The sequence below is a fragment of the Mycolicibacterium lacusdiani genome, assembly GCF_021916785.1.
Taxonomy (GTDB): domain Bacteria; phylum Actinomycetota; class Actinomycetes; order Mycobacteriales; family Mycobacteriaceae; genus Mycobacterium; species Mycobacterium lacusdiani.
In genome coordinates, this window is record NZ_JAKCFC010000001.1 from 26,543 (window position 1) to 51,411 (window position 24,869).

General features: G+C 66.4%; 21 protein-coding genes and 2 pseudogenes. 11 read left to right on the forward strand and 12 right to left on the reverse strand.

Annotated elements, in window-relative coordinates:
• Nucleotides 1-194 precede the first annotated feature (194 nt).
• Nucleotides 195-401, forward strand: a complete 207-nt coding sequence (locus tag LOK44_RS00135; protein WP_237567966.1) for a ribosome modulation factor — start codon at nt 195-197, stop codon at nt 399-401.
• A complete protein-coding gene (locus LOK44_RS00140; RefSeq protein ID WP_237567967.1) occupies nt 398-1,108 on the forward strand; it encodes a polyamine aminopropyltransferase in 711 nt (236 codons plus the stop codon). Before LOK44_RS00135 ends, LOK44_RS00140 begins: the two co-directional genes overlap by 4 nt.
• Before the next feature lie 26 nt (nt 1,109-1,134).
• Here LOK44_RS00140 and LOK44_RS00145 read toward each other — a convergent pair whose 3' ends face one another.
• The 5 genes from LOK44_RS00145 to LOK44_RS00165 form a co-directional block, all read right to left on the reverse strand.
• Nucleotides 1,135-2,646 (reverse strand): serine hydrolase domain-containing protein, encoded by a 1,512-nt coding sequence (locus LOK44_RS00145; RefSeq protein WP_237567968.1) that lies wholly within the window; start codon nt 2,644-2,646, stop codon nt 1,135-1,137.
• A 56-nt stretch (nt 2,647-2,702) separates the two neighbouring features.
• Nucleotides 2,703-3,947, reverse strand: a complete 1,245-nt coding sequence (locus LOK44_RS00150) for an HNH endonuclease signature motif containing protein (RefSeq protein ID WP_237567969.1) — start codon at nt 3,945-3,947, stop codon at nt 2,703-2,705.
• Between the two features lie 76 nt (nt 3,948-4,023).
• Nucleotides 4,024-6,159, reverse strand: coding sequence for a DNA gyrase subunit A (locus LOK44_RS00155; RefSeq protein WP_237567970.1), 2,136 nt, complete (start codon nt 6,157-6,159; stop codon nt 4,024-4,026).
• A 13-nt stretch (nt 6,160-6,172) separates the two neighbouring features.
• Nucleotides 6,173-8,206, reverse strand: a complete 2,034-nt coding sequence (locus LOK44_RS00160) for a toprim domain-containing protein (protein WP_237567971.1) — start codon at nt 8,204-8,206, stop codon at nt 6,173-6,175.
• A 137-nt stretch (nt 8,207-8,343) separates the two neighbouring features.
• Nucleotides 8,344-8,703 (reverse strand): Rv2640c family ArsR-like transcriptional regulator, encoded by a 360-nt coding sequence (locus LOK44_RS00165; protein ID WP_237567972.1) that lies wholly within the window; start codon nt 8,701-8,703, stop codon nt 8,344-8,346.
• A gap of 67 nt (nt 8,704-8,770) precedes the next feature.
• Between LOK44_RS00165 and LOK44_RS00170 the strand changes: the two are divergent.
• Nucleotides 8,771-8,866, forward strand: a pseudogene (locus LOK44_RS00170) (ArsI/CadI family heavy metal resistance metalloenzyme); the annotation flags it as partial.
• Nucleotides 8,867-8,889: 23 nt separating this feature from the next.
• Here the strand turns inward: LOK44_RS00170 and LOK44_RS00175 are convergent.
• The 3 genes from LOK44_RS00175 to ctaD all read right to left on the reverse strand — a co-directional run bounded on the left by LOK44_RS00175 (nt 8,890) and on the right by ctaD (nt 12,852).
• Nucleotides 8,890-9,756, reverse strand: coding sequence for a universal stress protein (locus LOK44_RS00175; protein ID WP_237567973.1), 867 nt, complete (start codon nt 9,754-9,756; stop codon nt 8,890-8,892).
• Between the two features lie 60 nt (nt 9,757-9,816).
• Nucleotides 9,817-10,917 carry a S1C family serine protease gene (locus LOK44_RS00180; protein WP_237567974.1) on the reverse strand — a complete coding sequence of 367 codons (1,101 nt, stop codon included), beginning with the start codon at nt 10,915-10,917 and terminating at the stop codon, nt 9,817-9,819.
• Nucleotides 10,918-11,106: 189 nt separating this feature from the next.
• The gene (gene ctaD, locus LOK44_RS00185) at nt 11,107-12,852 is read right to left on the reverse strand and encodes an aa3-type cytochrome oxidase subunit I (protein WP_237567975.1); all 1,746 of its coding nucleotides are present in this window, start codon (nt 12,850-12,852) and stop codon (nt 11,107-11,109) included.
• 277 nt (nt 12,853-13,129) lie between these two features.
• On the opposite strand from ctaD, the gene LOK44_RS00190 reads away from it, so the two are divergent.
• The 3 genes and pseudogenes from LOK44_RS00190 to LOK44_RS00195 all read left to right on the forward strand — a co-directional run bounded on the left by LOK44_RS00190 (nt 13,130) and on the right by LOK44_RS00195 (nt 15,174).
• Nucleotides 13,130-14,431, forward strand: a complete 1,302-nt coding sequence (locus tag LOK44_RS00190) for an AMP-dependent synthetase/ligase (RefSeq protein WP_443678088.1) — start codon at nt 13,130-13,132, stop codon at nt 14,429-14,431.
• 18 nt (nt 14,432-14,449) lie between these two features.
• Nucleotides 14,450-14,764, forward strand: a pseudogene (locus tag LOK44_RS30170) (long-chain fatty acid--CoA ligase); the annotation flags it as partial.
• Between the two features lie 215 nt (nt 14,765-14,979).
• Nucleotides 14,980-15,174, forward strand: coding sequence for a hypothetical protein (locus LOK44_RS00195; protein WP_237567976.1), 195 nt, complete (start codon nt 14,980-14,982; stop codon nt 15,172-15,174).
• Here the strand turns inward: LOK44_RS00195 and LOK44_RS00200 are convergent, their stop codons facing one another.
• Entirely contained in the window at nt 15,175-17,220 is a 2,046-nt protein-coding gene (locus LOK44_RS00200; protein WP_237567977.1) for an erythromycin esterase family protein, read from the reverse strand.
• 256 nt (nt 17,221-17,476) lie between these two features.
• On the opposite strand from LOK44_RS00200, the gene LOK44_RS00205 reads away from it, so the two are divergent.
• Both LOK44_RS00205 and LOK44_RS00210 read left to right on the forward strand, forming a co-directional pair.
• Nucleotides 17,477-17,767: a hypothetical protein gene (locus tag LOK44_RS00205; protein ID WP_237567978.1), complete on the forward strand. Its 291-nt coding sequence runs from the start codon at nt 17,477-17,479 to the stop codon at nt 17,765-17,767.
• A gap of 8 nt (nt 17,768-17,775) precedes the next feature.
• Complete coding sequence (locus tag LOK44_RS00210; RefSeq protein WP_237567979.1) at nt 17,776-18,144, forward strand: SpoIIAA family protein; 369 nt, start codon at nt 17,776-17,778, stop codon at nt 18,142-18,144.
• Between the two features lie 7 nt (nt 18,145-18,151).
• On the opposite strand, the gene LOK44_RS00215 is transcribed toward LOK44_RS00210, so the two are convergent.
• The 3 genes from LOK44_RS00215 to dosR form a co-directional block, all read right to left on the reverse strand.
• Nucleotides 18,152-18,862: a VIT1/CCC1 transporter family protein gene (locus LOK44_RS00215; protein ID WP_237567980.1), complete on the reverse strand. Its 711-nt coding sequence runs from the start codon at nt 18,860-18,862 to the stop codon at nt 18,152-18,154.
• A 4-nt stretch (nt 18,863-18,866) separates the two neighbouring features.
• A complete protein-coding gene (locus LOK44_RS00220; protein WP_237567981.1) occupies nt 18,867-19,739 on the reverse strand; it encodes a universal stress protein in 873 nt (290 codons plus the stop codon).
• A gap of 112 nt (nt 19,740-19,851) precedes the next feature.
• On the reverse strand, nt 19,852-20,499 hold the full coding sequence (gene dosR, locus LOK44_RS00225; protein ID WP_237567982.1) for a hypoxia response regulator transcription factor DosR/DevR: 648 nt from the start codon (nt 20,497-20,499) through the stop codon (nt 19,852-19,854).
• 290 nt (nt 20,500-20,789) lie between these two features.
• Here dosR and LOK44_RS00230 point away from each other — a divergent pair, with 290 nt between their 5' ends.
• From LOK44_RS00230 to LOK44_RS00240, 3 genes are read left to right on the forward strand one after another with little or no spacing between them, the layout of a single operon-like run.
• Nucleotides 20,790-21,674, forward strand: coding sequence for a universal stress protein (locus tag LOK44_RS00230; RefSeq protein WP_237567983.1), 885 nt, complete (start codon nt 20,790-20,792; stop codon nt 21,672-21,674).
• Nucleotides 21,671-22,555 carry a universal stress protein gene (locus LOK44_RS29890; protein WP_237567984.1) on the forward strand — a complete coding sequence of 295 codons (885 nt, stop codon included), beginning with the start codon at nt 21,671-21,673 and terminating at the stop codon, nt 22,553-22,555. The genes LOK44_RS00230 and LOK44_RS29890 overlap by 4 nt, the downstream gene beginning before the upstream one ends.
• Before the next feature lie 46 nt (nt 22,556-22,601).
• On the forward strand, nt 22,602-24,869 hold the full coding sequence (locus LOK44_RS00240; protein WP_237567985.1) for a heavy metal translocating P-type ATPase: 2,268 nt from the start codon (nt 22,602-22,604) through the stop codon (nt 24,867-24,869).

Below are 24,869 nucleotides of genomic sequence, written 5' to 3' on the forward strand. Positions count from 1 at the left end.
AATCGCGCTCGTGGATGGGTGCCACCCTAGTGGCTCGACGAGGTGGCCAAGCTCGAAGGGTAGCTCGGCGACGGTCACCGCTGAACGAGGATGCAAGCGGACGACCTGACTCAGTGTTCGCACTGATAGAGCCAGCTGTCTTTCGTCGGCGTGGGCTTCGAGTGTGCGGGCCCGCCGGCATGCATGATCGATCGATGTCGAAGCGCGCGGAGTACACCTATGCGTTGTACTCGGGGTCGGTCGCCGAGCCTGGCGATCCGAATCCCTATGCCGGCGAATCGTTGGTCCTGGCGAAGCTGTGGATGCGCGGGTATCAGCGGATGCTGCGCGTCCGGATCGACACGGGCCCTGCGATGCAGAGGTACCGGGGAACCAAGTCCGCAGGCGATTCCGCGTCGTGAGTGCTCGGTTCGAGGTGCTCGACTGGACCGAGACGCGCATGGGCGTCATCAGCCTGCGCAGGCGGACCGAGCCGTCTCTGAACGTGGACGTCTACGAGGTCAAGCTCGGTGACGAATTCCTGATGTCGAGCTTGTTCACCGTTGCTGAGGTCGAACTGGCGCGCCGCGGGCTCGCGCAGGTGGTCGATGCCGACATCGACGTCGTCGTCGGGGGACTGGGCCTCGGCTATACCGCGCAGGCGGCACTCGGCGATCCGCGCGTGCGCTCGCTCGTGGTGGTGGAAGCCCTCGAGGAGGTCATCGGCTGGCATCAGCGTGCGTTGCTTCCCGATACCGCCGAACTGGCGTCGGATACGCGGGTCCGTCTACACCAAGGTGACTTCTTCGAGATGGCCGCCAGCGACGTCGGTTTCGACCCGCAGACACCTGGTCGCCAATTCCACGCCGTGCTCCTCGACATCGACCACACGCCACGACACGTCCTGCACCCGAGCCACTCCGCGTTCTACACGCCCGCGGGGCTGAAGAAGCTTGCTCGGCACCTGCATGCCGGCGGGGTCTTCGCGCTGTGGTCCGACGACCCGCCCGACCCAGCCTTCGAGGCGGTCCTCGCCGAGATCTTCGACCGGTCCGCGGCATCCGTGGTCCAGTTCGCCAATCCCCTCACTGGCGGCTACTCGACGAACACGGTCTACGTCGCGAGATGACGGTGGGCAGCGTCGGCGATCGCGACCTAGCTGCCGTAGAGATGAAGGGCGCGCGCGCTTTCGGTGGCCACGTGACCGCTCAGTGTGGCGATCGGAGGGCCGCCGCGCTGATGGATCACGTTCGCGAGGACGACCACGTACGTGTCGGACCCCGGATCCATCCACAACGTGACCCCGGTGAACCCGGTGTGGCCGAAGCTGCGGACGGGGAACAGCGCGCCGCGCGGCCTGGAGTGCGCGGTGTCGATGTCCCAGCCGAAACCGCGGAGATCCTGTCCCGATATCGCCGGGTAGTCGGCTGCCAGCAGGGGATCCGCCGTGTTGGAGGCACTCTCGCTGGCCTCGTTCGCCGCTTCCACTTCACCCGGGTAGCGCCCAGGCTGCTGGGGCGTCGTCATTGTCTCCACGCTCGCCTGCGTCAACGGAAACGTGCTCGGCCGGTTGGCGAGACGATCGAGCAGGGCCTGAGCGAAGAGGCCGACATCGTGCACCGTCGTGAAGACACCGGCGCTCCCGGCCACCCCACCCATGCGGCGTGCCGTCGGGTCGTGCACGGTGCCGCGAAGCGGGTGACCGAAGTCGGGGTTGATGCCCGGAGTGTCTTCGTCGATGGCCGTCGGCGCGGTGCGCTGCAGGAGTTCGGTGCTCCAGGTGTCGGCCGGGCAATCGCCCGGCGCCGGTCCACGCGGGTCGTAGGCGATCGCCGCTCCGCGGATCTGGTGTGGGCCGCACGCCTTGTCGGCCGGAAGGTAGTGGGTGTCCGACATGCCCAGTGGTTGAAAGACGTTGTGCTGCACGTAATCGTCCTCGGGTTCACCGGTGATCTTCTCGAGCAGTGCACCGAGGATGATGAAGTTGATGTCGGAGTAGGTGAAGCCTTCTCCTGGTTCGTAGGCCACCGTCGCGGCGAGTGCACGTCGAACGCCCTCGGCCTTGTCCGCTTCGACCAACCCCCACGCGCCTTCGAAACTCAGCTCTCCCGCGATGCCCGAGGTGTGGGTCAGCAGGTTCCGCAGGGTGACCTGCGCACGGCGGGGATCGCCGGCCGGGTTGAACTCGGGAAAGTACGTTTGCACGGGTTCGTCGATCCGGACCCTGCCTTGCTCGGAGAGCTGCACGATCGCCGTCGTGGTCGCGAGGCTCTTCGTCAACGAGGCGATGTCGAAGATGGTGTCCTCGGTCATCGGCTCCGCGGGGGCGGGTGCACCGTCGAGCCCCGGCTCGCCGTCGAGCTTGCGCGACCCGAAGGCCTGACGGAAGACGATCTTGCCGGCGTGCCCGACCTGAACCACGGCGCCGGGTAGCCGGCGCTCCTCCACCGCGTCGTCGACGAGCCGGGTGACGAGGGAGAAGTCACCGGTCGCAGTCACGTCGGCGACCGCCGGTACCGGCGAGGTGGTGGTCGTGGAAGTGGTCGTGCTCGAGGTGCCGGTGGCGAGCGGGGGAGTCGCGGAGTGTCCGCACGCCGCGGCGGCGAGCGTGCACATGACCACGCCGGCGGCTTGGAGCCGGGCGAGGTGGGTGCGTGGGATCCTCATCGGTCCGACCGTAGTCGGGTGGGGCTCAGGCGAAGCTCAGAGGCAACAGTCCGAGGCTAGTCGTCGCTAGTGGTCGACGGCTCGAAAGGTGTGTACCACCACCATTGGGCCTGTTCGCCCAGCGGCCCGGCGCAGGGCGGGACTGCCGGTGGTGGAGTGGTCGGCGGGCGGGCCAAGGAGGCGCTGGTGAGTAGTCGGCCGGTTTCATCGGTGACGGAGAGTCGCGATGCGGGTCCGGTGAGGGTCAGTCCGCCCCGGTGGTGAAGTCGGTGGTGGTAGGGGCACAGCAGCACCAGATTCTCCAGCTCGGTGAGGCCACCATTCTCCCAGTGCACGAGATGGTGGGCGTGCAGTCCGCGGGTCGCCCCGCAGCCGGGGACCACGCAGCAGCGGTCGCGGTGTTCGAGTGCGCGACGCAGCCGGCGGCTGATGGTGCGGGTGGTCCGTCCGGAGCCGATGACCTGACCGCGGCGTTCGAACCAGACCTCGCAGGTGGTGTCGCAGAGCAGGTATCGGCGCTCGTCATCGGTGAGCAGCGGGCCCAGGTGAAGTGCGGCGGGCTTCTCGACGTCGACGTGTACGACGACGGTGGTGTGTTGTCCGTGGGGGCGACGCGCCACCTCGGCATCCCAGCCGGCCGTGACCAGGGCCATGAAGGCATCGACGGTGCCCGGCATCGGCGGAGCCTGCTGACCTACCTTCGTGCTGGTTTCGCGGTCGTGTCGCCAGTCGGTGACCAGCGCGTCGAGATGTGACTGCACGGCGGCATCCACGATCCCGGATTCGTCGTGGGGCAGGGTGATTCGCCAGGTGGTGGAGTGCTCGGTGCTGGCCTTGGTGACCGAGCGCGGTGTCTCCGGTTTGGGCTCGGGTTCGGGCCGGGGTTCGAGCTTGACCGCCGTGCGTAGCTGGGTGACCGTGGCAACGGCGGCGAGGTCGACGTAGTGGTCGTCTGAGCCGTCGGCGGCCCGTTCGGCGATGACCCCGACCTGGTCGAGGGAGAGCCGGCCGTCGCGCAGGCCCGCCACGCACCGGGGGAAGTGCTCGGCGCGCTGGGCGATCGCGACGACGGTTTCGGCGTTGCGCGGTGCGATCCCGGTCTTCCAGGCAACCAGGGCGGCGATGGAGCGCACGCCCGTGGCGCCCCAGAGTTGGTCTTCGTCGATCTCGGCGACGATGTCCACGATGCGTCCGTCGATCGCGTTGCGCTGACCGGTCAACTCGGCCAACTCGTCGAACAACACGTCCAGACGCTCAGCCGGAGTGGCTTGCGTGGCCAAAGGTGTTGCCGTCGTGGGCATGACATCATCATCGCAGAGGGGTCCGACAACTCTGGGCGATGCGCGAGGCGCCGAGATTGGCGGCTCCTGGACCCGTCTACTCCGCTGGCGTCACGTCCGCGCCAGAACCCTTGATCGACGCCTTGGCGCGCTTCTCGGCCCGGACTGCTCTGGTGCCGCGCACGAACCCGGTCGCCGAGACCGCAGCCGCCATCAGTGCGGCCTCGCCACCGACGAACGGATGGAAGCCGACGCCGGCGCCGCCACGGCCCTTCACCGGGATGTCGGCGACTTCGGTGACCTTCCAGGCCTTCTCGGAGACCGACAGGATGGCCTCGCCGTTGCCACACGTGAGCGGCAGGGCCGCGATGACCTCGTCGCCGTCACCGGCCAGCTTGACCCCGGCGACGCCGTTGCCCGCGGCGCCCTGCGGATTCACGGCGGCGGGATCGATGCGCAACACCTTCCCGCGGCGCGTCACCAGCGCCAGATGGGAGCCCGGCGCCAGCACCCCCGATCGCAGCAGCCCGGTGATGTCGGGTGCCACGGGGATGTCGCGGATCTTGTACGGCAACCCGTTGCCGTTGGTGAACTTCACCCGGCCGTCGGTCCACACCGCCCAGCCGAGGCCCGAGGTGAGCAGATCACCGTGGCTGTCGGAGAACACGCCGCGGTCGTCGAGCCGCCACGCGGCGTTGACCCTGCGCTCGCGGGCATCCTCGTCGGAACTCGACACGGTGGGAGTGGCCTCGGAGTCCAGCACGGTGCGTCGGTCGAACTCGGGGCCCTTGAACAGCTTTGCGGTCTCGACGAGTTCGTCGTCGATGACCTTGCGGCGTGCATCGGGGTTGGACACCAGTTCGGTGAGCTCGAGGAACTCGGCGTCCAGCTTCTCCGCCTCGGCCTGCAACTCGATGACGTCGAGCCTGGTCAACCGTCGCAATTGAAGCGCCAAAACGTAATCGGCCTGTACGGCGTCGATGGCGAACCGGTCCTGCAGCCCCTGGCGGGCCTCGTCGACGGTGTCGGATCCGCGGATCACGGCGACCGCGGCGTCGATGTCGAGGTGGATGGTCATCAGGCCGGAGACCAGATGGCGCCGTGCCGAGACCTTCTCGAGTCGATGCTCGCTGCGACGCAACACGACTGAATCGCGCAGGTGCAAGAAGGCCGAGATCAATTCGCGCACCGACCACCAGCGCGGCACCCGGTCCTCGTCGAGGGCGACCAGGCTGGCGGCGAACGAGCCCTCCAGCGGGGTCAAGGCGAGCAGCTGTTCGCGAATCTGCTCGGCATTGTGGCCGCGCTTGGCGGTGACGACGATCCGCAGGCCGTTGCGCCGGTCGGTGAGATCCGACATGTCGGCGACGCCGGCCAGCTCGCCCGACTCGACCAGCGCCCGAATGCGTTCCTGGACGGTCTGGCTCGCCACGCCCGGTGGTAGCTCGGTGATGATGACGTTCTTGCCGTCCACCGACACCGTGCCGCGCACGGTGAACAGTCCACGGCCGGTGGTGATGTACTCGCGCAGTCCGGCGCTGCCGACCACGGTGGCGCCGCAACCCCAGTCCGGGCCGGGGATGAGCTTCACCAACCGGTCGTCGGTCATGTTCGGTGTCTTCAGCAGCGCCCGGCAGGCGGCCATGATCTCGCGGGGGTTGTGCGCAGGCACCTTGGTGGCCCACCCCTCGGCGATGCCGACGGCGCCATTGCACAGGAGGACCGGCCACCGCGCCGGCAGCACCGTCGGTTCGACCCATTCGCCGTCGAAGGTCTGCACCATCGGGACGGCGTGGTCGTCGAGTTCGGCGGTCAACGCGGCACCGGGTGCCGAGAGCCGCATCTCGGTGTAGCGGTCGGCGGCGGGAATGTCGCCCTGGATGCGGGGGAAGGCGCCCTGACCGTCGATGACCTTCACGCGCTGGAACTCCGCGGCCATCAGCGCGGCCGCGCCGTACATCGACGCTCCGCCGTGGGGATGCAGGTTGCCGGTGACGGCCGAGCAGACCTTGGACGACTTCTGCGGCTTGTTTCCCGGCAGCAGCCTGGACTCGTGCATTTGATACAGCAGCCGGCGCTGGCCGGGCTTGAGCCCGTCGAAGGCCGACGGGATGGCACGGTCGCTGACGCTGTAGAGCGCGAACGTCAGCTGGTAGTGGTTCCAGTAGTCGTCGGCACTCTGGTCGAGCACCAGGTCGGGGTTCTGCTCGGGAACGTCGAGGGTGGCGGTCACGGTCGTCGTACTCCTAGGTCAGATCGAGAGCAGCGGTGTCGACGCGGGAGGCGACGTCGGCCATCCACGTCCGCCTGCCCTCGGGCGGCCCGCCGAACAACGTGTGGTGCAGTTTCGGATCGCCGTCGTCGAGGTGGACCCGGATCACGGTGCGGCGCTGTGGATCCAGCACGGTGTTCCAGAAGTCGTCGGCGTCCATCTCGCCGAGGCCCTTGTTGCGCTGCACCTCCACCTTGCGCCTGGAGGTGGCGCGCAGCTGGGTCACGGCGGCGTCGCGCTCGGACTCGTCCTGGCAGTAGATCCGCTCCTGGCCGTCCTTGACCACGAACAGCGGCGGCAACGTCACGTACACCATCCCGGCCTTAACGAGCGGACGGTAGAAGTCCAGGAACATCGAGATGAGGCTGGAGTTGATGTTCCCGCCGTCGGGGTCGGCGTCGGAGGCAAACAGGATCCGGTCGTACCGGCAGGACTCCGGGTCGCAGTTGTCGCGCACCCCGCAGCCCAGGATGCGTTCGATCGAGTCGAATTCGTCCTTGATCCGCGCCTTGCTCAGCGTGAACCCGTAGACGTTGGGCGGCTTGCCCTTCAGCGGAAAGGCTGCCTGGAAGGTGGCGTCGCGCGCGGCCTTGATGGTGCCCAGCGCGGAATCGCCCTCGCAGAGGAACAGCTCGGCACCCGAGCCGCGTCCGGTCTCGCGGCTGGGCAGCAGCTTCGGCGGCAGGGACAGGTTCGTCCCGAGACCCTTGGCCTTCGACGCCGCCCGGGAGCGGGCCTTGGCGCCCTCGGCGCTGCGTCGCGCCCTGGCGGCCTCCAGCGCGAGCTTCGTCCATAGCGATACCGTGTCGCCGTTGCCGGGGTTGGCGGCCCAGATGGTGACGCTGCGCGCCACGTCCGGTGCCATCGCGACGTTCAGCGAGCGCGACGACACCGCGGTCTTGGCCTGCGAGTCCCACGACACGTCGGGCGCCCGGGTGTCCACGGCGAGCGCGGTCACCGCCGCGAAGTCCTGCGCCTCGGGACCCTCTTCCCCCTTGGCCAGTCCCAGGTCGCGGATGCGGGAGGCGCGATCGGCCAGAGCCTCGGAGAGTCCCTTCACCGCTGCGGTGAGGTGCGATCCGCCGCCGGGGGTGCGCACGGTGTTGCAGAACGCGGCGACGGTGACCGGCTCGGCGGGGCCTGCCGTCAGGGACCAGCGGAACGGCGTCGGCCCCCGGCCGGTGGTGTACTCGCCACGGCCCTCGACGACCGCGCGCACGCCGGGTACCGGGGTTCCGGCCGCGACGCAGACGAGGTCCAGGAGGGTGTCGGTGCCCCACGGACCGCGGAACGGCTCGAGCAGTTCTGGCCTGACCTCGTCGCCGGGCCAGCCCTCGTCGACGACGAACAGGTGCACGCCGGGGGACATGCGTGCCGCCGCGTGGGCCCGCAGCAGCACCTCGTTGACGTCGATGCCGGAATCCGGCACCACGGTCGCGTCGAACAGAATCCGAACGGTGGTGCCGTGCGCGTCGGGCTTGCGGTTGGCAGTACCGCGCAGCTTCTGGGTGTCGGCGCGGGTGAACGGGGCGTCGGGGTCGAAGTCCTTGCCGTCGAACACGCCCGGGTAGCCGCCGCCAAAGCTCTGCAGGTAGGTCTTGCCTGCGCGGCGCACCGTCACGTCGGTGCGCGCGGAGATGAACACCGCTGCGGCTGCCCCGATTCCGTTCAGCCCGGCACCGGTGCTCGTAGCGTCGACGTGTGCGGAGAACTTGCCGCCGGCCCGTGCCGTGCCGAGGGTCTTGACGATGCCGTTCTTGCCGTTCACCGGGTCGGAGTCGACCGGAAGGCCGCGGCCGTCGTCGGCGACGCTGACCGATCCGTCGGCGTGCAGGGTGATCATGACGGTCGATCCACCGTTGCCGGGGTCGGCGACCTCTTCGATCGCATTGTCGACGATCTCGCGCAGCGCGGTGTTGAGGACGTCAAGACCGAGGTTGACCGCCGGCCGCAGGCGTGTGTGCTGGACATCGTCGAGTTCGGTGATGTCGGCGGCGGTGTAGGCCACTGCTCGCCCCTTCCATCGGTCATGGGTGTGCCGCAGGAATGGTAGACGCCGAGTCGGACATCTTCGCGCAGGCGTGGCGGGTGGAGTCCGGCGCCAGTGGCAGCGGCCTCGACGAAAGACGTTGTCGGGACCAGACCCTACTTGCAGCAGTTCGGGTCCAGCACCGCGCACAGAGCGACGATCGCATCACGGTGAGGCCGGTGATAGACGTTCATGCCGCGTCGGTCGGACTCGACGAGTCCGGCGCGACGCAACTGCGTGAGGTGGTGACTGACGGTCGACTCGGACAAGCCGAGAACGTGTGCGAGATCGCCGCTGTTCTCCTCTCCGGATGGAGAGCTGAACAGGAACGACAGGATCTTCACCCGCGCTGGATCGGCCAGGGCCTTGAGCCGTAACGCGACCTGCAGGGCATCGTCGTCGTTCATCGGCCCAGCAGCGACCGGCGCGCAGCAGACCGGCGAGGACATGTCGATGGTCGGCAGCGTCTTGGGCACGACGCCAGTATGGGTTCGCGCATTGACATAAGTCAAAGAGGTCTGCAATCTGTACTTAGCTCTATTTAGTGAGACCGTCCACGCCGAGATCGCACGCCTCACGGGCGAAGGCCTGTTCACGGACGAAGAGATCGGCACGACCTGCTGCTTCGGTGTCCGTGAAGACGAGCCCACGCAATGCAGCGTTCAGCGCTCCAGCGCGACGATGACGGGAGTCTCTGATCGGCTCACGACCGCAGAACTGACCGAGCCCAGCGACCCGCCGCGACGTCCGCCCACCACGACCAACTGCGAGTAACGCGACTCGAATGTCAAAGCGTGGGCGGGGACATCGCATACGACACGTAGCTCGACGTCGACACCGGGACGCTCCTCCCGCCAAGGAGCGAGACGTTCGGCAGTGCGTGCGCGCATCTCCGCCTCGCGGTCATGCCACCGGGCCTCGCCAATCACGGGCGGGATGCCGACGTCGCTCCATGCATGCACGACAACGAGTTTCGCACCGCGGCGCGAAGCCTCGTCGAATGCCAGGGAAATGGCATCCCCGTTGGCGTCGGTGTGGTCCACGCCAACCAGCACCGGATCATCGCCGGGCGGGAGAGGACGCTGCGCAGGCAAGGGGATGACCGCGACCGGGCAGTGCGCGCGGTGAATCACGGCGGCGCTGACCGAACCCAGCAGCATCCGCCCCGCCGCATGCAGCCCGCGAGTCCCGACGACGATCATCTGGGCCTGCTTCGAGGCGTCGACCAGACAGTCCACGGCTGCCCCTTCGAGAACGGCCACGCTGACGCCGTCCATCCCGACAGGATCGCGCTCCGCGCGGAACGCCCCCTCGGCGTCGACGAGAATCCGTTCGGCGACCTCCCGATCGTTCAGGTGGATACCGCTACGCGGCCCAACGCCACCTTCGAGTCCCGGGGCGAGGGCGTGAACGATGCGAACCGGAGCGCCGCGCAGCATGCTCTCTCGGGCAGCCCATCGAACTGCCGCAGTGGAATTGGGTGAGTCGTCGACGGCGACGACGATTGGCTCGGCCTCGTGTCGGCCCATGGCGTACTCCTCACTCTCGGTTGGCGCGAACGTGGAATTCGGTGAGGCCGGGTCCTGGCGTCACTGGACGCCGAGGATCACTCTGGTGGTCTCGACGACACCCCGTGGATCGACGAAGGTAAGGGTCAGCGAGTCGCCGGGAACCTTGGAATGCAAATAGGCGGTGACGGCGTTGGCGTTCGCGATGCCGCGATCATCGATCTTCGTGATCAATGCGTCCTCGGGTATGCCCGCGGCATCGGCAGGACCGCCGGGTGCCACGGCGACGACCTTCGCCCCGCGCACCGGGCTGGCACTGACCAACTCGACACCCAAGGTGGCATGTACGGCGACGCCGCTCACGGCGAGTTGGCCAGCTATGCGCGCGGCTTGATCGACGGGGATGGCGAACCCAAGTCCGATGGATCCACCCGGGCCGTTCACGTAGTCCACGGTCGCAGTCGCGAAGGCGGCGATGAGTCCGACGAGCGCACCGGTCGAGTCAACCAGTGCGCCACCGGAACTGCCGGGGTTTATCGCAGCATCGGTCTGGATGGCGTCCAGCACGGCGTCGTCCTGGGTGATGTCGCCGGCGGCCGACACTGGGCGGTGGAGGGCGCTGATGATTCCGGAGGTGACGGTTCCGTCCATGCCCAGCGGGGAGCCCACTGCCATGACTTCCTGGCCGACGTGAAGATCCGCCGACGAGCCGAGTGCGATCGGCAACAGGTGTTCTGCGTCTTCGACGCGAACGACGGCGACGTCACTGGCAGGGTCGCCGCCGACCATGGCGAACGATGCAGTGCGCCCGTCGGAGAACGTGGCCGTCCTGGTGACTGGGTGGGGACCCGTCGTCAGCTCCTCCGGTACCGCCACGACGTGGTTGTTCGTCATGACGAGTCCGTCGGAGCGGAATATGACGCCGGAACCCTCGAAGGAAAGCAGGCCCACCGTGGTCTCGAGCTTCACGACGCTCGGCAACACCCGTGTGGCGATCTGCTGAACCGAATCTCCCAGGACGGTTGCGCCGCGGATGTGGCCCCCGGCAGCGCAGAGAGGGAGGCCCGCCGGGCATACGGTCAGTGCAGTCGCTCCACCCATGAGCGCGGACACCACCGCGACGACGACTGCTCCGGTCACCAGGAGTCGCGAAAGAGATGGTAGCCGGGACTGATCGTCCATCAGATCCCCTAAGCCCATGGTCACGTGATCACTACACCTCCAAACTAAGTCTCAGTCGTCGTGTGCCATAGAGCCCTTCGACCCCGATGGCACACCACGAGGTCCTGCCGCTGGGGCCGCACCGTACGAGGTGCCGTCGAACGCGCGCGTTCGGTCCACGACGCGTTGACCGCGGTGTCGAGTACGGCGTCAGGTGCGCACTTGCGCGTCGTCGAGCCTGGTCACGTCACCGTCGTCGGGGCCGTGGGCCTTGCCGACGTGCGCCTCGGCGCGCATGCGCTCGACCATGTGCGGGTAGTGCAGCTCGAACGCGGGCCGCTCCGAACGGATTCGGGGCAGCTCGGTGAAGTTGTGCCGCGGCGGCGGGCAGCTGGTGGCCCACTCCAGGGAGTTGCCATAGCCCCAGGGGTCGTCGACGACGACGGGCTCGCCGTAGCGCCAGCTCTTGAACACGTTCCACACGAACGGCAGCGTGGAGATGCCGAGGATGAACGCCCCGACTGATGACACCAAGTTCAGCGTGGTGAAGCCGTCGGTGGGCAGGTAGTCGGCGTAGCGGCGTGGCATGCCCTCGTTGCCGAGCCAATGCTGGACCAGGAACGTGGTGTGGAAGCCGATGAACGTCAGCCAGAAGTGCAGCTTGCCCAGCCGCTCGTCGAGTAAGCGGCCCGTCATCTTCGGGAACCAGAAGTAGATGCCTGCGTAGGTGGCGAACACGATGGTGCCGAAGAGCACGTAGTGGAAGTGCGCGACGACGAAGTAGCTGTCGGTCACGTGGAAGTCCAGCGGCGGGCTGGCCAGCAGGACACCCGAGAGGCCACCGAGCAGGAAGGTGACCATGAAGCCCACCGCAAAGAGCATCGGTGTCTCGAACGTCAACTGTCCCTTCCACATCGTGCCTATCCAGTTGAAGAACTTGATGCCCGTCGGGACGGCGATCAGGAACGTCATGAAGCTGAAGAACGGCAGCAGTACCGCACCGGTGGCGAACATGTGATGCGCCCACACCGCCATCGAGAGTGCGGCAATGCTGAACGTGGCGTACACCAGGGTGGTGTAACCGAAAATCGGCTTGCGGCTGAAGACCGGCACGATCTCACTGATGATGCCGAAGAACGGCAGCGCAATGACGTAGACCTCGGGGTGCCCGAAGAACCAGAACAGGTGCTGCCACAGGATCGCCCCGCCGTTGGCGGGATCGTAGATGTGGGCACCGAGGTGTCGGTCGGCGGCGAGGCCGAACAGTGCGGCGGTCAACAGCGGAAATATGAGCAGCACCAGGATCGAGGTCACCAGGATGTTCCAGGTGAATATCGGCATCCGGAACATGGTCATGCCGGGGGCGCGCATGCAGACCACGGTGGTGATCATGTTCACGGCGCCAAGGATGGTCCCCAGGCCACCTACTCCGAGGCCGAGGATCCACAGGTCGCCCCCGGATCCCGGGGAATGCACCGCGTCGCTGAGCGGCGCATATGCGGTCCAACCGAAGTCAGCCGCCCCGCCGGGGGTGATGAAGCCGCTCAGCGCGATCAGGGCGCCGAACAGGAACAGCCAGAAGCTGAGCGCATTGAGCCGCGGGAAGGCGACGTCGGGCGCTCCGATCTGAAGCGGCAGCACCAGGTTGGCGAAGCCGAACACGATCGGGGTGGCGTAGAAGAGCAGCATGGCGGTGCCGTGCATGGTGAACAGCTGGTTGTACTGCTCGTTGCTCAGGAACTGCAGCCCGGGCACCGTGAGTTCGCTGCGAAGAAGCAACGCCATCAGCCCGCCGATGAAGAAGAACACGAAGCAGGCGACGCAGTACATGATGCCGATCAGCTTGTGATCGGTCGTCGTCACCAGCTTGTAGATGAGGCTGCCCTTGGGACCCAGCCGGGCCGGAAAGGGCCTGCGTGCTTCGAGGCGAACAACCGGGGGCGCTTCGGCCGTCATGGCATCTCTCGTGGAGCGGGCGACTCGGCCGTCGGCCTGGTCGCGGCGATCGCAGCCGGCGTGTGCCTAGCCTCGGCGCAAAATGGCGCAATCACATTCACCGATAACGCCTCCCGCTCCGGTAGGGACTTTGGTCACCGATGGCCCGAAGGGATGTGTCGACCGGCCCATGACGGCCCACACTGAGGGTTGAGGAATTCCTGTTGCGCGTGACCACGAGGACGTGATGTCAGTGAACCGAGAATCCACATTCGAGGACGTGCCGAGCCTAGGGGCGATGTTCTTCGACCGAGTCGATGCGTCACGGGACGCAGAGGCCTTCCGCTTTCTCATCGGGTCGCAATGGGTTTCGGTCACATGGGGTGATACCGAAGCGCGGGTTACGACGCTGGCAGCCGGGCTGCTCGCGCTGGGCATCGCACCGGAACAACGGGTTGGCATCGCATCGAGCACCCGGTACGAGTGGATTCTGGCGGATCTGGCGATCGCGTGCGCGGGCGCGGCCACGACGACCGTCTACGCCACGACCACCGCCGAAGACACCGCCTACATCATCGGTGACTCGGCCTGCCGCATGGTCTTCGCCGAGAATGACGAACAGCTGACGAAGCTCGCCGAACATCGCCATGAGTTGCCGGCTGTGAGGAAGGTGATCTCCTTCGACGGAGCCGCCGACGGTGATTGGGTGATCACGCTCGATGAACTGGCCGAACTGGGTGAGAAGTTTCTCGTCGACCATCCACGGTGCGTGCGTGACGCGGTGGACGCGATCACGCCGGATCGTCTCGCCAGCCTGATCTACACCTCGGGTACCACCGGTCGACCGAAGGGCGTTCGATTGCGACACGGCGCCTGGGTCCATCAGGGTGCAGCGGTTGCAGCCCTGAACGTGGTGGGCGAGGACGACCTGCAACTCCTGTGGTTGCCACTGGCGCATTCATTCGGGAAGGTACTGCTTGCTGCGCAACTCGCGTGCGGCTTCGTCAGCGCAATCGACGGGCGGATCGAGAAGACCGTCGACGACTGCAGCGTGCGTCCGACGTTCATGGCCGCAGTGCCGCGTCTGTTCGAGAAAGCTCAGGCTCGCATGATCACTATGGCCGAAGGCGGGAGTCGGTTGCCGCGGGCTTTGTTCGATCGAGCCTTCACCGTGGCTGCCGACGTTCGGCGACGACGTTTGGCAGGAAGGCCGGTGCGGTTGATGCAGCGCCTGCAACTGCGAATCCTCGACCGGTTGATGTTCGTGAAGGTGCGCAATGCATTCGGTGGCAGGATCCGCTTCTTCGTCTCTGGCTCGGCACCGCTGAACCGGGACATCGGCGAATGGTTCAACGACGCAGGCATGGTGATTCTGGAGGGCTACGGCCTCACGGAGACTGCTGGCGGCGCATCCATCAACACCCCCGAGCAGTGCCGCCTGGGAAGCGTCGGGCATGCGTTCGCCGGCACTCGAGTGCGTATCGCCGATGACGGATTCCTGACCATCACCGGTCGGTTGAAGGACATGTTCAAGACCTCCGGCGGAAAGTACATCGTGCCGTCTGCGATCGAGGCCAAGTTCGTGGCGCAATTTCCGTAGGCGAGTCAGTTCCTCGTATTCGGAGAAGGCCACAACCATTGCATGGCAATGATTTCGCTCGATGCCGACGTCATCGAAAGCTGGTCCGCCGATCACGGATTGTCCGACTCGTCAGACGGAGAACTGGTGAGATCGACTGTGGTACAGCGCCTCGTGGAGGATGGCGTACGCCGGCTCAACGAGGGACTCAACCGGTGGGAGACGATCAAGAGGTGGGCGATACTGGATCGGGACCTCACGATCGAGGCCGGTGAACTGACGCCGTCGCTGAAGGTCAAGCGCGCTCTGGTAGCAGAACGTTACCGGGAGATCATCGAATCGCTGTACGAGTGAAACGGGGCGATGAGCCCGTGTGATGGGACCTTCGGCCGTAGCGCCCATCGTGGTGGAATACGACACTGGACTCGATCGCGTCGCTTGGCGTGGCCACCGAACGACACCAAACCATGGGAAGGCTGGCCACGACGATGACGGCTCGAAGTCGACGACAGGACGCACCCGCATTCGTCGACCTGCCAACACTTCTCGCTTCGATTTCGGATCGAGCGATGCTCGCCAATCCAGCCCTGAGTGCACTCGTCGTCGAGTACTCCTGCTGGGAGCTGCACTGGAATGAGTGGGGTCGTCGCCAGCCGTGCAAGCGTGGACGCGAGTTCAAGGAGTGGATTGACGAAGGTCGGGCGCTCTTCGACCGCCGCGACGAACTGAAGTCCTTGGCCTGCGCACTGTTGCGGCACGGTTGATTACAGGCCGCTGGGATAGGTCTCGGGGGTCCATCCCGCAATCCACTCGCTCGTCGGTTCGAGCGGTTCGAGTGCCGTCGTGAAGTCGAGGTGGATCACCGCGTCGTACTGGTCGGAGGGACGAACGCGAAAATAGTGACTCTGCCGTTCGGTCTCTGGTCGATAGATGACGCCGATGGCCCGATGCAGCCGCACGGCGTCGAGCGTTTCAGCAGCCTCGGACGGATGCCTCTGTGCGGTCGGGATCAGCATCGACGACTCGCCTGTCTCGTGAAGGAGTTCCTCGATGCTCCCCGGAAGACCCGGCCGAACGTCCTTCCGCTCCGCCTTGCCGCCCCACTCGCTGGCGGCGGTGACGGTTCCGCAAAAGGTGGTGAACCCGATCAGTCGAGTCGTCGCGCCGTAGCGCTCGCGAACCAATTGCCCCAAGGTGTGTTGCCCATCTGCGCCGACCTCTGTGGCACGGGCATCACCGACGTGGGAATTGTGAGCCCACACGATGATCCGTGCCCCGCCGATCTGATCTTGTTGGGCGTCTAGGTGCGCCAGCAGAGCATCCATCGTCTCTGCCATGTGAGTGTCGCGGAGATTCCAGGAGCTGACGCGGCTGCCGAACATCGCGCGGTAGTACTGCTCCGCGTGGCGAACAGTGGCGGCGTTGCGCACGGCGCAGAACAGGTCATCCTCGGCCTCGGTGCCACCATGGCGCATGAAGGCGAGTCGACTTCGCTGCAGCTCCACCAACTGACTGATGGCCTGGCGTTCGCACGACTCTCCGGCACCGAACGCCGCGGCGTAGCCGTAGGCTCGTCCGTCATCGCCGGACGCGAGTTCGAAACAGGCGTAGCGCTTCCGGGCACGTGCGGCTGCGACGTGATCGACGGTGTCGAGGTAGTCGATTACCGCCTCCATCGAACGGTGCAGGCTATACAGATCGAGGCCGTAGAAACCGGTTTGGGTCATCGTCTTTGCCCGCCGAGCAGCATTGTGCGCGCTCAGCCACTCGACGAAGTCACGAACGACGACGTTCCGCCACATCCACGACGGGAATCGTTCGAAACCACTCAACGCTTCGTTGGCATTGCGGTCCTCGCTCTGACCCCGGACGTACTCATTGACCCGATATGCATCGGGCCAATCGGCCTCGGCTGCCACGGCCGTGAAGTCCCGATGCTCGATCAACCATCGCGTGATGTCGGCGCGCGCTTGGTAGAACTCATGGGTGCCGTGAGATGCCTCTCCGATGAGTACGATTCGCGCATCGCCGATCAGCGTGTCGAGATCTTCCGGCGAAGGGACGCCACCAATAGCGGGCAGGGCGATCCGACGCACCGCATAGGCTGCGCGATGCGGATGCGGTGCAGCGCGGACTGGCGACGTGGTCGGGATACTCAGCAGATTGCGAACTTCGTCGTCGGTGACTTGCCTGAAGTCCCAGTAGGACGCACCGACGGCGGTGAACGGCGTGGGCATCGACGCGCAGACGACATCGTCCACCAGAGCTTCGAATTCGCGGCATGTCGACTCAGGAGCGGCGGGGACTGCCACCACTACGTGCGCCGGTTCCCGATCGCGGATGGCCAACACGGCAGCAAGCATGCTGGAACCGGTGGCCAGTCCGTCGTCGACGAGAATCACCGTCTTGCCGGCCAACTCCAGCGGTGCTCTACCCGCACGGTAGGTCGCCTCGCGTCGAATCAGTTCGCGACCCTCTTGCTCGACGACCTGGCGCAAGCGCGCGGGTGTGATGCGCAGTCCACGCACGACGTCGTCGTTCAGTACCGTCCCGCCACCACTGGCGATGGCGCCCATGGCGAATTCCTCGTTGCCGGGCACGCCGAGCTTGCGCACGATGAAACAGTCCAGCGGTGCACTCAGCGCAGCCGCCACCTCCCATGCGACCGGCACGCCGCCACGCGCAAGACCCAGGACGACGACGTTCTCGTGGTCTTGGTAGGCGCTCAGCAGATCACCGAGGACGCGGCCGGCTTCCCGACGGTCGGCGAACACCGCGGAGCTCGATTGGCGGACGTGGTGAACGCTCATGGTAATGCTCCTGACTCACGATGTACCCGCGCAGCGTGGGGTCGCTTCGGGTGCGTTCGACGGCCTCACGGCGACCCCGCGTCCATCTGATCACCGGGCCTCGTAGTCCACTAGGGGCCGAGGTCCCGTCCGGGCGGGGTCCTTCGCCGAGGGAGGAGACCATCGGCGACCGCTGGGGGACTTTGGTCAGTTACACGCGGTGACACGTCACGAATAACGTCGTGGCGGTAGCCAACCGACGAATGGGAGCAAGACCATGACGCAGACGAACAGCACCGCACCCGCGAAGCCCGGACCCGTTGACCTACTCGACGACGTCCGCGACTCGGCGAAGGCCGGTCAGCACGCTGTGGCAGAGGCTCTCCACGCGTTCCGGCAGACCGTCGACGAGGCCATTCCCGAAGCGGTACAACCATTGCGAACCAAGATCGTCGACGCGGCAATCGAATTGGCCGACAAACTTGCCGCAGCGCAGTACCAGCTGAACCGCAATCTGGTTCGCAGCGCGGAGAGGGCCTTGTCCAAGCGCGAGGAGCACGAGCAGTAGGCGCGACGATGATCGAGGTCTTGCCGGCCATGCCGAGCGGCGTTACGGGCGTGCGCGTTTCCGGACGCCTATCCGGCGCGGACCTACGTGCCTTCGAGCCGCTGATGGACGAGCTGCGCCGGTGCGACGAAATCAGGATCGTCGAGGTGATTGCGCCAGATTACGAAGGCTTTGGCCCGGGGGGCCTCGTGGAGGACCTGAAGATCGGGCTCGGCGTGCTGCTGCGTGAGCACTCGTCGTTCAAGAGGATTGCGGTCGTGTCGGAAAAGGATTGGGTTGCACATACCCTGCATGCGCTGGCCTGGCTGATCCCCGGCGAACTGAAGATGTTCGGCCTCGACGAACTGGATCTGGCGGCGGAATGGGCAGCAGGCTGAGCGAACCTCAGCCGATGGCTACACCGACCACGTGGCCGATGCCATAGGTGATCGCCAGGGCGAGACCACCGCCGACGACGTTGCGGACGATTGCCGAGGAACTCGGCGCCTTGCCGAGCCTCGCAGACACCAACCCGGTGATGGCCAGGGCGATCAGGACGACTGCGACCGTCAGTGGCACACGCCATTGGATCGGAGGCAAGACGATGGCGATGAGAGGGAGCAGAGCGCCAAGCGTGAACGCAAGTGCAGACGACAACGCCGCATGCCACGGATTCGTCAGCTCATCGGGATCGATGCCGAGTTCGACTTCCGCATGGGCCCGCAGCGCGTCATGGTTCGTGAGTTCGCGTGCGACATCCTTCGCCGTGTCGGGCGATAGCCCGCGATTCTCGTAGAGCTCGGCGAGTTCTTCCAGTTCTGCCTGCGGATCGTCGCGTAGCTCGCGACGTTCTAGGCCGAGTAGCGCGCGTTCGGTATCGCGCTGGGTGCTCACGGACACGTACTCGCCCAACGCCATCGACACGGCTCCGGCTGCCAGCCCAGCGATCCCGGCTGTCAGTATGGGCTCCCTTGCGACTGTGGCCGCGGCTACGCCGACCACGATGCCTGCTGTCGACACGATGCCGTCGTTGGCTCCCAGGACACCTGCGCGCAACCAGTTCAGCTTGGAATTCACCGACCCCTGGTGGGGTTCAGTGGGCGATGGCACCGACACGACGTCAGTGGCGCGCGACGATGACGGGTACCCGTGCTGCCTGCACCACGGCAGAACTGACCGACCCCAGCAGAACACTGGCAACGGCACCGTGACCGTGACTGCCGACCACGAGTAGTTGTGCCGACTCAGAGTGGTCTACGAGACGCCGGGCGGGCTGGTCGAGGACGACGACACGACGGACGGCGACCTGCGGGTAGCGCTTCTCCCATTCCGACAATCCAGTCGCGATCTCGAGTTCGACGTCCGGTCGCAACTCGTCCCAATTCGCTCCGGGCAGGTCCCACGCCCCGGGGGACCACCACGCATGCAGGGCAACGAGTTCGACGTGGCGCCGATTCGCTTCGTCGAAGGCCAATGCGGTGGCGGCCGACGACACCGGCGACCCGTCGAATCCAAGAATGACCGGGGAATTCGGATTGATCGGCCTCTGGTCTTCGTCGTGGATGACGGCGACGGGGCACTGCGCGCGGTGTACGAGTGCGGTGCTCACGGACCCAAGGATGGTTCGCGCCAATGCTCCCTGCCCTCTGCTGCCCACCACCACCATGTCGGCGTTCCTCGACCTGTCGATGAGATCGAACGCCGGCGCATCGAGGACGAAATCCGTTGTCACTCGAATAGATCCGTGGGTGACGTCCTTCGCGGTGGTTGCGGCGTCTTCGAGAATGCGAGCGCCGGCCTCCCGTTGCCAATCGAGTATGCCCGTCGGAGGCGGCAGCACCGGGTACGCACCGAGGACTGGCGCCACTGCATGGACGATGGTGAGTGGCGAATCGTGAAGAACAGCCTCGGCTGCAGCCCAACGTAGCGCGCCAAGCGCAGACGGCGATCCGTCGACGCCGACGACGATGCCAGCATTCCAGGATTGATCCATGTGCGACCCGGTTCCTTCGTCGATCTGGTGCCATCGGCACACGTAGTGTGTCGGTCATCCAAACCGTAAGGAACTCGGCGGCGCTGCCATAGGGACCTTTGGCATCAAAGGGCTACTCCATCGGGCGTGGCGTCTGACCGAGCTTCGAGACGAAGACCGCGGCTTGTGTGCGCCGTTCCATTCCGAGTTTCGCGAGCAAGCGCGACACGTAGTTCTTGACCGTCTTCTCCGCCAGGAACATGCGAGCCGCAATCTGTTTGTTCGTCAGGCCCTCGCCCAGCAGGCTGAGCAACACCCTCTCCTGGTCGGTCAGTCCTGAGAGCGGATCGGAACGTTCGGCGGCTCCGCGCAGTTTCGCCATCAACGCAGCCGCCGCGCGATTGTCGAGAAGCGATCGCCCAGCGCCGACATCCTTGATGGCGCGGGCGAGTTCCATCCCCTTGATGTCCTTGACGACGTAACCGCTGGCGCCGGCGAGTATGGCATCGAGCATGGCCTCGTCGGAGGTGAACGACGTGAGCATCAGGCAACGGAGATCGGGCATTCGGGAGAGCAGGTCACGGCACAACTCCACGCCGTTGCCGTCAGGCAGCCTCACGTCGAGCACTGCCACGTCCGGCCTGAGGGCAGGGATCTGCGCCATCGCGTGAGCAACGGTGCCGGCTTCACCGATGACCTCCAGTTCGGGGTCTGCGCTGAGCAGGTCGATCAACCCGCGTCTGACCACTTCGTGGTCGTCGACGAGGAATACGGTCACCATGGCTGTTCACCTCTCTGCGAACGTCTGCACCATTGTGACGGCTGCGGGCGGCGAATGCGTCGACATCGCCGCATACCGCCGCCATTCCATCAATCCTCCTCGGCGCATCCTCGCGATCCCAAGTGCACGCCATGTCGCGTCACGCGAGGTGAAGAGGGTCCAAGGTCCATGGCATCGAGGACTTCCTCAGGCAGAGCGCGACGGTCACCCGGCAATAGCGTCGAGAAGACCACGGCGTTCCTGCTGAGCATCACGTCGCAGGGCCATCCCAACAGCCCGAGGAGTGTCACGTGTCCGAGACCCACCCGAACATCATCGTCGCGGTCGATGGTTCACCGACGAGCAGGACGGCCGTCGAGTGGGCGGCTCGCGATGCTGGATTGCGCCATGCTCCGCTCACGCTGGTGCACGTGGTCCCCAATCCCGTGGTGGGGATGTGGCCCGCCCCTCCGTCCTTGGACGCGTACGCGACGTGGCGTGAATCGCGCGGGCACGAGATCCTCGAGGACGGTCAGCACATCGTCGACGGCGTACTGCTGGAGCTGGGTCCGGTGACGGTGGAACGCAAATGCCTCGTCGGTTCGGTCATTCCGACGCTGGTGGATCTGTCCAAGGACGCCGCCATGGTGGTCGTCGGCTGCCGGGGCGCCGGCGGACTCGGCCAGCGGCCGTTGGGATCGGTGAGCACCGGGTTGGCACACCACGCGCACTGTCCCGTCGCAGTGGTCCACGACGAACGGCCGATGGATCCCGCCACCCGACGAGCACCGGTACTACTCGGCGTAGACGGGTCGCAGGCGTCGGAGCAGGCGACGGCCATCGCCTTCGAGGAGGCGTCGCAGCGCAATGTCGGCCTCGTCGCCATGCATTCGTGGGCCGACTACGGCACTTTCGAGCTGCCTGAGGGCGAGTGGCGGGACCAGCTCGAGATCGGCCGCGAAGCGCTCGCCGAACGGTTGGCTGGCTGGCAGGAGCGTTATCCCGACGTCGCGGTGGAGCGGCGCCTGGTGGAGGGGGAGCCCGCCACTCACCTGGTTGCCGCCTCGGCATTGGCGCAGCTGACCGTCGTCGGCAGCCACGGACGGGGTGGCTTCGCGGGCATGCTGCTCGGATCGGTCAGTTCCGCCGTCGTGCAGACCGCCCACAGTCCGGTCATCGTGGCACGGCAGTCGTGACCACTCAGGCAGCGATCGTCGTCGGGATCGACGGAAGCGACAGTGCGAAGTTGGCGGCCCGGTGGGCTGGGGCGGTGGCAGACAGGATGGGCGCCACGCTGCGCCTCGTGCACGCCATGCCGAACGTGGGGATCAATCTCACCGAGGCCGCCGCGCTGTACCGCGTGGCAGCGATGACGTATCACTCCGAGAACGCCGACCGCCTTCTGAAGGAAGCGAGCGAGGCCGTGTTCGCCGCGCACCCCGGACTCGACGTCGACGTCGTTGCGTCGCGCGAACCGGTCGACGAGGCGCTCCTGAGAGCAAGTGAGAGCGCCCGCCTCGTCGTGCTCGGAAGCGTCGACGTCAGCCCCGCCGGGGTGATGTTGCTCGGTTCGACGACGCTGGCCGTCACCGTTGGCTCGCATTGCCCCGTGATTGCGTGGCGAGGCGCCGGCGACGCACCGACGTCGGCGCCGATCGTCGTTGGGCTGGACGAAACGCCGTCTGCAGTCGCAGCCTTGAACGCAGCACTCGATCTGGCGACGTACGTAGGCGCACCGGTGCGGGTGGTGCACTCGTGGACCTTCGCCTCGTATCCTCGCGAGATCGACGGGTTCCCGGATTGGGAGGAACTCAACGCGGCGACGAGGCGGCGCATCGAGGCGCTCGTCGAGCAGGCGAGCAAAGCACATCCGGGGCCCACCGTCAGCGTGGTGTGGGAGCCGGCCGGAGCCAGTCACGCCCTGCTCGACCATCTCGACGATGCGCAGCTGGTGGCGGTCGGCAACAGGGGAAGGTCCGCGCTCACCGCTGCGGTGATGGGGTCGACGAGTCTGAACCTGCTGCATCACAGCAGGATTCCTGTCATGGTGTGCCGTGATCCGACCGCTCGGATCTAGTATTCGGTCTTTCAACCGCAGTGAAGTTGCGGTATTGGTTCTTGCGGTGGTCACCTCCGTGGCGCTCGCATCCGGCATCGCCGCTGCGGTGCTCGGCTCCCGAACGCTGGCAGAAGGGTTTTGGACGGCAGGCACCGTGTCCGCCCTCATTCCCGCCACGTGGTGGGTGCTCAACGCTCTGTGGCAGGGCCGTCTCGGAGTCGATCTCATCGCCGTCGTCTCGTTGGGCGGCACCCTCGCCGTTGGAGAGGAACTCGCCGGGTCGCTGATCGCGCTGATGCTGGCGACCGGTCGTCTGCTGGAGGTGGCCGCGCAGAGGCGGGCGACCCGCGACCTGCGTGCACTGCGGGACCGCACGCCCCTGCAGGCGCGGCGCAGGTCGGGCGATGAGCTGACCACCGTGCCGGTGGCTGATCTCGTGATCGGGGACCTGGTGGTCGTCGGATCGGGCGAAGTCGTGCCCGTCGACGGCCGTCTCGAAGGCGGTGGCGGAGTCTTCGACGAATCCGCGCTGACGGGGGAGTCGCTGCCGGTCGGCCGGAGCGTGGGGACGGATGTGCGCAGCGGCGTCGTCAACGCGGGACATCCCGTCGAATTGCGCGCCATCGCAACCGCATCGGACAGCACCTACGCGGGGATCGTGACACTTGCCGAACAGGCGGTGGCGGTCGACGCGCCGGTGGTACGGATCGCAGACCGGTTCGCTGCGTGGTTCGTTCCCATGACACTCGTCTTGGCGGCGGTGGCGTGGTGGGCCGGCGGGTCACCCGTACGCGCGGTGGCAGTGCTCGTGGTGGCGACTCCCTGCCCTCTGTTGATCGCCGCTCCGGTGGCCATCGTCTCGGGTCTGTCACGCGCTGCGCGCCTGGGCGTGGTGATTCGCAGCGGAGCCGCCTTGGAGACGCTGGGACGCGTAAGCACGTTGGTGACGGACAAGACGGGCACGCTGACTGCCGGTCGTCCAGGTGCTGCCGACATCGCCACCGCACCGGGGTATTCGCGCGACGAGATCATCAAGTGGGCTGCAAGCGCCGACCTGTACTCACCACACGTCTTCGCGCGAGCGATTGTCGAGGAATGCGCTTCTCGCGGGCTCACCCCGAGCGTTCCGACGGATGTCCGTGAAGATCCGGGCCGTGGTGCGACCGCCACGGTGGACGGCCACGTCGTCGCAGTGGGACGTCACGGGGTTGACACCGACCTTCCGGACTGGGCGGCGGACGTGCGGGCACGCGCGGCGCTCGAGGGCACCGCGGTCGCGTGGGTATGGGTCGACACACGACTGGCGGGGGCAGTCACCCTCGCTGACCCGATGCGGTCGGATGCGGTCCGCACCGTGCGGCGATTGCGCGCAGGTGGCGTGCGCCGCCTCGTCCTATTGACCGGCGACAACGCCGAAGCGGCCGGGCAGATCGCGGCGGCCCTCGGACTCGACGACGTGAAATCGGAACAGTCACCGTCGGACAAGGTCGACGTGGTCCGCGCCGAGGGTCGCCTCGCTACGACGGCGATGGTGGGGGACGGCGTGAACGACGCTCCAGCATTGGCCGCCGCGGACGTGGGCATCGCCTTGGCTGCGCAGGGACGCACCGCGAGTTCCGAGATCGCGGAAGTGGTCCTCACGACGGACCGGTTCGACAGGGTTGCCGACGCCATGGCGATAGCGCGGCGAGCCAGACGCATCGCCGTGCAGAGCGCTGCACTCGGCATGGTGATGTCCATTGCGGCGATGGCCGCGGCCGCGGCGGGCATGTTGCCTCCCGCGGCAGGGGCGGTGCTGCAGGAGTGCATCGACGTATTGGTGATCTTGAACGCCCTACGTGCGCTGCGGGCGCCGGGGTCGAACCGGGGGAGGCCATCGCCCGACGCGCAACGCCTCATCCGGCGGTTCGCTGCCGAGCACGAGGGACTGCGGGAGGGGGTAGCCAACATCCGTTCAGCCGCAGACGATCTGGCCAACGGACGGCTCGACGATGCCGTTACCAGCTTGACTAGGGTCGACCACTTCGTGCAGACGGATCTCCTCCCACACGAGCACGCCGAAGAGGGATTGCTGTACCCCCAGTTGGCGATACCACTTGGATCCGTCGAATCGACGGCGGCAATGAGCCGGATGCATGGCGAGATCGATCGCCTGTCATGGCGCCTGCATCGGCATGTGGAGGACGCGGCGAAGCTCGGAACGGTGGCTCCCGACCGCGTCGAGGACCTACTGGCGTGCCTGTACGGGCTGCACGAGCTGCTCCGGCTCCACTTCATGGTCGAGGAACAGGACTACTTCACCTTGTTGCCGGACGAGTCGGCCAAGGCCTGA